Annotated in this window: 6 protein-coding genes; 2 read left to right on the top strand and 4 right to left on the bottom strand. The window is 65.2% G+C overall.

From position 1 onward, the window contains the following. The coding region (locus tag ABIV12_RS13810; protein WP_348060270.1) for a rhodanese-like domain-containing protein at positions 1–269 on the top strand (269 nt) is incomplete at its 5' end. A gap of 19 nt (positions 270–288) precedes the next feature. Here ABIV12_RS13810 and ABIV12_RS13805 read toward each other — a convergent pair. The 3 genes from ABIV12_RS13805 to ABIV12_RS13795 form a co-directional block, all read right to left on the bottom strand. Continuing rightward, positions 289–933, bottom strand: a complete 645-nt coding sequence (locus ABIV12_RS13805; RefSeq protein WP_348060268.1) for a hypothetical protein — start codon at positions 931–933, stop codon at positions 289–291. Between the two features lie 81 nt (positions 934–1,014). Continuing rightward, entirely contained in the window at positions 1,015–1,800 is a 786-nt protein-coding gene (locus ABIV12_RS13800; protein ID WP_348060266.1) for an AMP nucleosidase, read from the bottom strand. A gap of 422 nt (positions 1,801–2,222) precedes the next feature. Next, positions 2,223–3,281: a GntG family PLP-dependent aldolase gene (locus ABIV12_RS13795; RefSeq protein ID WP_348060264.1), complete on the bottom strand. Its 1,059-nt coding sequence runs from the start codon at positions 3,279–3,281 to the stop codon at positions 2,223–2,225. A gap of 109 nt (positions 3,282–3,390) precedes the next feature. On the opposite strand from ABIV12_RS13795, the gene ABIV12_RS13790 reads away from it, so the two are divergent. Next, complete coding sequence (locus ABIV12_RS13790; RefSeq protein WP_348060262.1) at positions 3,391–4,026, top strand: DUF4124 domain-containing protein; 636 nt, start codon at positions 3,391–3,393, stop codon at positions 4,024–4,026. A 93-nt stretch (positions 4,027–4,119) separates the two neighbouring features. Here the strand turns inward: ABIV12_RS13790 and ABIV12_RS13785 are convergent, their stop codons facing one another. Next, positions 4,120–4,605 (bottom strand): methylated-DNA--[protein]-cysteine S-methyltransferase, encoded by a 486-nt coding sequence (locus ABIV12_RS13785; protein WP_348060260.1) that lies wholly within the window; start codon positions 4,603–4,605, stop codon positions 4,120–4,122. Positions 4,606–4,694: the final 89 nt, after the last annotated feature.

Raw genomic sequence — 4,694 nt, 5'->3', positions numbered from 1 at the left:
CCGGCGACATCACGGTGATCGATGTGCGTCCCGCACCGGACCGCGCAACCGCACCGTTCGCGCCAGCCGACGTGCTGACGCCCGAATCGCACGCGCGCCTCTCTGCGCTACCGAAAGACACGCCGCTTGCGTTCCTCTGCCACCACGGCATCTCCAGCCGCAATGCAGCGGAACATTTCCACGACCATGGTTTCCGCGATGTCTACAACGTCGAAGGCGGCATCGAGGCGTGGGCGCTCGAAATCGATTCGACCGTTCCGCGGTACTGATCCAAACGCGGAACGCGCGTTATCCCGAACGTTTCGACGCGGGTTGGCGTGTGTCGATGCGGCGATCGAGGAACGAAAAAGCGCTCGCCGCAAGCGTGACCAGCAGCGCGAGCGCTGCCCAGATGGAAAGTGCCGGCACCGGTTGCGCTCCATCGCCGATCGGCAGGAGGATGCGGTTGTTCGTCGGGTCGGGATCGGCGATCGGCCCAATCGCACCATTTCCGTACACGACAGACCCAGACACAGCGAACGCGTACACGTTCCCGACCGGTACCGCGTCGACCCGCAGCTCGACCCTGCATGTCACCGTCGAGCCGATGGGCGGAGAAGGCCCGACCAGAAAATAGGCCAATCCTGGCGGCGACGTACTGCCGATGAGATCGACGAGCGTGCAGCCTGCACCGGGCGACTGGAAAAGCTTGATGCGCCTGTTTCCGGCATACGGTTCTTCGTGACCGACAATTGAATACGTCGCCGAATGTTGCGGACCCCGGCTCGTCACGTCGAACGCGAGGGTGGCGCGCGTGCCGACAAGAAATTGAGGATCGGTCATGCTTTCGACGCGCAGCGTGATGCCGAGGTCGTCGCCATCGGGCAGCATGCCCGCCACGGCCGGCATGGCCACCCCGAATGACACCGCCGCAATTGCGATCCACACGCGCATGACGCGCTCTCCTTGCTTCAGTTCTGTCCAACGGCCACACCCGCCCCGGCGATCCGGCGAAGCACGCAGCGCCGCGCGAGACTACTCCACCTCTTCCTCGAAGCGCAGATGCTTCACGCTGCGCCCGTTGCGTCGCACCAGCTTCAATGCTTCGATGCCAATCCTGATGTGTGCGTCGACGAAGTTGGACGTGATCGAGCGATCGCTCGCCTCGGTCTTCACGCCTTCGGGGATCATCGGCTGGTCGGATACGAGCAACAGCGAACCGGACGGGATGTGGTTCGCGAAGCCCGCGGCGAAGATCGTTGCGGTCTCCATGTCGATCGCCATGCACCGCGTCTTGCGCAGGTACTCCTTGAACGCAGTGTCGTGTTCCCACACACGCCGGTTCGTCGTGTAGACGGTGCCGGTCCAGTAGTCGTGGCCGAGATCGCGGATCATCGTCGACACCGCGCGCTGCAACTGGAACGCGGGAAGCGCCGGCACTTCCGGCAACAGGTAGTCGTTTGATGTGCCTTCGCCGCGGATCGCCGCGATCGGCAGCACCAGATCGCCCAACTGGTTCTTGCGTTTGAGGCCGCCACACTTGCCAAGCAGCAGGCACGCGTGCGGCGAGATCGCCCCGAGAAGATCCATCACGGTGGCGGCATTGGGCGAACCCATTCCGAAATTGATCATCGTGATGCCGTCGGCGGTCGCGTTCGGCATCGGTTTGTCGCGGCCGTTGACGGGCACATCGTGCCATTGCGCGAAGAGTTCGACGTAGTGGCCGAAATTGGTCAGCAGGATGTGCTGGCCGAATCCGTCGAGCGGCGTTCCCGTGTAGCGCGGCAGCCAGTTGCCGACGATGTCGTTCTTGTTTTTCATGCGCGCGATCGTCGCAGTTTCCGGCCGACCGCTGCAAGCCGACGCACGGGGCGCGACGCATCGCTTCGGTGTGGCCGCAAGTGCGTGGGCGACGTCGACGGAGGGACACGTCGTGCAGGACTTTCGGATCGTCACTCCTGCGAAAGCGGGAATGACGTCGCAGGGGAATTCAAGCGCGGACGACGATCGTGCAGCAACCCTCGATCCACCGCATCGTTTTCCGAGGCGACGATGCGATCCCGAGGATCGACGACTTGCCGGACGAACCGCACCCGTTCGCCTTGGCGGAGACGGACAGGATTCGAGGCTCCCACGCGTCGAACCGCGACCGGCGGGCAATTGCCCAAGCACACAGGTCGCGACTTGAACTCCTCAACGCCACTCCATGCAGGGCACGATCCGAGCTGGACGAACCTCCTTTTTCACAACGATTTTTTGAGACTCTCCTCACACAGAGTCCGAACAATCCGCACGGCTCGTTCGATCGCCGACGCGTCTGCGTCGAGATGGGTGACGGCACGCACGTTCGAGGTTCCCATTTCCGTCATTCGCACACCGCGGGCTTGCAGCTCCCGCACGAAGGATCCGGCATCGAGTCCGGTCCCTGCGACATCGAAGTAGACGAGGTTGGTCTCGACGCCCGCGACATCGATCGAGATGCCCGGCGACGCAGCGAGTCCCTCGGCCAGTCGTTTCGCGCTGGCGTGATCGTCGGCGAGACGCGCGACGTGATGGTCGAGTGCGTAATCGCATGCCGCCGCGATGATGCCGCTCTGGCGCATCGCGCCGCCCCAGCGCAACTTGTGGCGAAAGGCTTCCTCGCAAAATGCCTGCGACCCGGCGAGCACGGCGCCACCCGGCGCACCAAGACCCTTGCTGAAATCGATCCATACCGAATCGAATCCGCGCGCGTGCACCGATGCGGCGATGCCACTCGCGACACAGGCGTTCAGCAGGCGCGCACCGTCCATGTGTGTCGAGAGGCCCGCCGCATGCGCGACTGCCGCGACCTCGTCGAGAGTCGCCAGCGGCCACACGGCTCCGCCGCCGAGGTTCGAAGTCTGCTCCACCAGGACGAGGCGCTGACGGGGTGCGTACGGTCGATCGTTGCGGATCGCGGCGCGCAACTGGATTGCATCGAAGATGCCGCGGCGTCCGGCGAGCGGCTGGATCATGACGCCGGCGATGGCTGCCGGACCGCCGCCTTCGAAGCCGATGATGTGTGACGTGGCGTCGCAGATCACTTCCTCGCCCGGTCGGCAATGCACCGCCAGCGCGATCTCGTTCGCCATCGTGCCGGACGGCAGGAACACGGCCGCTTCCTTGCCGAGCAAACCGGCGCAGCGTTCGAGCAGGCGGTTGACGGTCGGGTCTTCGTGCGCGCGTTCGTCGCCGACCTCGGCGGCCGCCATCGCGGCGCGCATCGCTGGCGTCGGGCGCGTCTTGGTGTCGCTGGCGAGATCGATCAGGGGGTCGGACATGCGAGCGGATTCCTGGGGCGTCGCGCGATGCGGCGGTCTTCCAGTGTAAAGGCCTGACGCTGCCAGCATCTGCTGGGTCAAGGCGTGATCCATCCGCTACGATGGCCTCATGTGCGGTCCGCGTTCACTCCTGCTCGCCGTGTTGATGGTATCGGCAACAAGCGCCGAGGCCGCGCATGCGTGGCGCTGCGTCGACGCCCGAGGCTCGGTCAGCTTCCAGGACCATCGCTGCGGAGCCGGACAGACCGAGCGCGTCGTGCCGCTGGCAGACGACGTGGCGGCACCGGAGCCCGAACCTGCGAACGATCCGATTGCCGATGAGACGGACACGCCGCCAGCGCCAGCGCCACCAACACCTCGCATCGCCGCGCCCACTTTTTTTGTCTGCATCCGCTTCGACGGCAGCCGCTATCGCAACGAGACCGGCATCGGCGCCAGTCGTCTGGTGCCGTTCGGTGCGCAGGGCGAACTGCAAGGCGACCTTGCCAGCGCGTACGGCGGGCGCAACGGAATCGGCGTCTCCGCGCCCGGCTTGCGTTCGCCGCCGAACGTGCCCTCATCGCTCGGCAACGCCTATACGCGCGCCGACGACCAATGCCATCACGCCGGTCCGCGTGAAGCCTGCACGTTTCTCCGCAAGGAACTCGACGACGTGGAGGACCGGCTCAAACGCGCGTTCAGCGACACCGAGTCGACGCTGAAGCAACAGCAGGTCGAACTGCGCGATCAGCTCCGCGGCTGCTGAGAGACGCATCGTTCCGAGGGCTCGCCGTGGCAGTCCAGACGGACGAGCTGCCCGGATCGACGTGGTGGGTTCAAGCTCGTCGACGTCGTCGCCTCACGCAGGCGACAGCGCATGACGACGTTCGTGATCGAGCAGCCATTGCTTGATCGGCAGACCACCGCCAAAACCGGTGAGCTTGCCGCCGCTGCCGATCACCCGATGGCAAGGCACGATGATCGGCAGCGGATTCGCACCATTCGCCGCACCGACCGCGCGACTTGCCACCGGATTGCCGATGCGCCGCGCGAGTTCGCCGTAGCTGATCGTCTGGCCATACGGAATCCGCACGAGTTCGTGCCACACGGTCGTGCGGAACGGGGTTCCCTGTGCGGCGAGAGGCACGTCGAACGCGTGAAGGCGTCCATCGAAGTACGCTTCGAGTTGCGCGATCGCCGGGCCAAGATAGCGACGGTCGCGCCTCCAGTCGGCCCCGATTCGCGCGTCCTGATCCGCGTGCGGAAATCCGATGGAGCGCAGCGCATGTTCGTCTGCCGCCAGCAGCAGGCGTCCGATCGGAGTGTCGAGGTGGTCATAGTCCATCGGTCTGTCCTCGCGTGGTGGTTGAATCCTGAGCGTTGCCGATCGGTCGTCGATGTGCGCCTGCAAATCGTTGCGCGATCGCGTGCGAA

Source organism: Dokdonella sp. (assembly GCF_039926425.1).
In the GTDB taxonomy this organism is placed as follows: Bacteria; Pseudomonadota; Gammaproteobacteria; order Xanthomonadales; family Rhodanobacteraceae; genus Dokdonella_A.
This window is presented reverse-complemented; position numbering and strand designations above follow the sequence as displayed.

Coding starts and splice junctions, on each gene's coding strand:
- ABIV12_RS13805 (WP_348060268.1), bottom strand. CDS start 933: ATGCGCGTGTGGATCGCAATTGCGGCGGTGTCATTCGGGGTGGCCATG.
- ABIV12_RS13790 (WP_348060262.1), top strand. CDS start 3,391: ATGTGCGGTCCGCGTTCACTCCTGCTCGCCGTGTTGATGGTATCGGCA.
- ABIV12_RS13800 (WP_348060266.1), bottom strand. CDS start 1,800: ATGAAAAACAAGAACGACATCGTCGGCAACTGGCTGCCGCGCTACACG.
- ABIV12_RS13795 (WP_348060264.1), bottom strand. CDS start 3,281: ATGTCCGACCCCCTGATCGATCTCGCCAGCGACACCAAGACGCGCCCG.
- ABIV12_RS13785 (WP_348060260.1), bottom strand. CDS start 4,605: ATGGACTATGACCACCTCGACACTCCGATCGGACGCCTGCTGCTGGCG.